The sequence below is a fragment of the Kitasatospora sp. NPDC058162 genome, from assembly GCF_042884005.1.
Lineage (GTDB): Bacteria > Actinomycetota > Actinomycetes > Streptomycetales > Streptomycetaceae > Kitasatospora.
Window position 1 is genome coordinate 1 of the sequence record NZ_JBHVUS010000085.1, and the last position, 1,550, is coordinate 1,550.

Below are 1,550 nucleotides of genomic sequence, written 5' to 3' on the forward strand. Positions count from 1 at the left end.
CCATGTGAATCACTATAATCAGCGACTACGGACTGGTGAATATTTGGCAAATGATTGATACAGTGTTCTATTTCTCCCAGTTCGACACGATGTCCACGTATCTTTACTTGACTATCTTTTCTTCCAAGGAAGTCTACATATCCTTCCTGACGCATCACACCATAATCACCTGTTTTGTACAGATACCCTAATCTATGGTTGATAAAGGCGGCCTTCGTCTTCTCTTCTTCATTGAGATAACCTGCGGCGACTCCTTTTCCACCAATATGCAGTTCTCCTGGAACGCCTACCGGGCATTCTTCTCCACAATCATCCAGTACGTAAATTTGTTGATTTTTCAACGGATATCCATAAGGGATACTTTTCCACTCTGGCTTCACTTCTGTGATTGGGAAATAGATGGACCATATAGAGCCTTCCGTTGCTCCACCTAACCCGATCACTTGTGCTTTTGGCATTCTTGTTTTGATTTTCTCCGGCAAACCAAGAGAAATCCAGTCTCCACTTAGCATCACCATACGTAAGCGCTCTGCTGCAGATCTCCGCACTGTGTCTTGTTTTGTGCTTTCCAGATACATATCCATAATGGCCGGAACCGAATTCCATATCGTGATTTCTTCTTCGATCATGATCTGGTGAATGCTACTCATATCTAAAAGATCTGGAATTAATACTAACTGGGCTCCACTAATGAGTGCTCCAAAAATATCATAGACGGATAAATCAAAGCTCATCGATGATAGGGCTATGATTTTATCTTCGCTACCTACTTTGAATTTCTTATTAATATCTAATAATGTATTCACTACTGCTTCATGGGTGATCACAACACCCTTAGGATGTCCAGTACTTCCTGACGTATAGATAGCATAGGCTTTATCCTGCTGGCAGCCTTCTAACAGTTCTAAGGCGCCATCGTTATAGGTGGACAGGTTCTCTTTTTCATATAAATCCGGATGAATCATCAGCTTGATATCACTATGTTCCACGATATATTTTATTCTTTCCTCAGGATGTTCCGGATTCACAGGAATATAAGCATGGCCGGCTTTTAAAATACCCACCGTATTTACAATGGTCTCGATTCGTCTCTCTGCCCAAACTCCAATATAAGAATTGTGCGCATAGTTTTGTTCTGCTAAATAGCGAGCGACCTGGTTGGATTTTCTCGCCAACTCGCCATAAGTCAATGTATCTTGTCCTAATTTGACTGCAATCGCATCTGGCGTCTTCTGGCATTGCCGGTCTATTAATCTTTGCAGTAAATCCCCTTCATAATCTCCTTGTGTATCATTGTAATCAAGCAGTAGTTCAGACTGTGTTACAGGCAGCGGCATAGATGAAAGATTATTGTCTATAACTTGCTGCAATCGAAGTTGATACGTTTCAAACATGGCACGGATCATATCTTCATCAAGCAAATCCTCCACATAATCCCAAGTCATCATTAATTGTCCGTCGCTTTCCGCAACTTGGAAGTCCAAAAATACTTCAGGGGCCTGGCTTATTCCGTATTTCAATTCTCCCCTACTACCTATATTGGCATTGAA

At 41.5% G+C, this 1,550-nt stretch carries 1 protein-coding gene; it reads right to left on the minus strand.

What is annotated here, in order from left to right:
- A partial coding sequence (locus ACFVXG_RS46100) for an amino acid adenylation domain-containing protein (RefSeq protein ID WP_387936498.1) occupies nucleotides 1-1,550 on the minus strand: 1,550 nt, incomplete at both ends.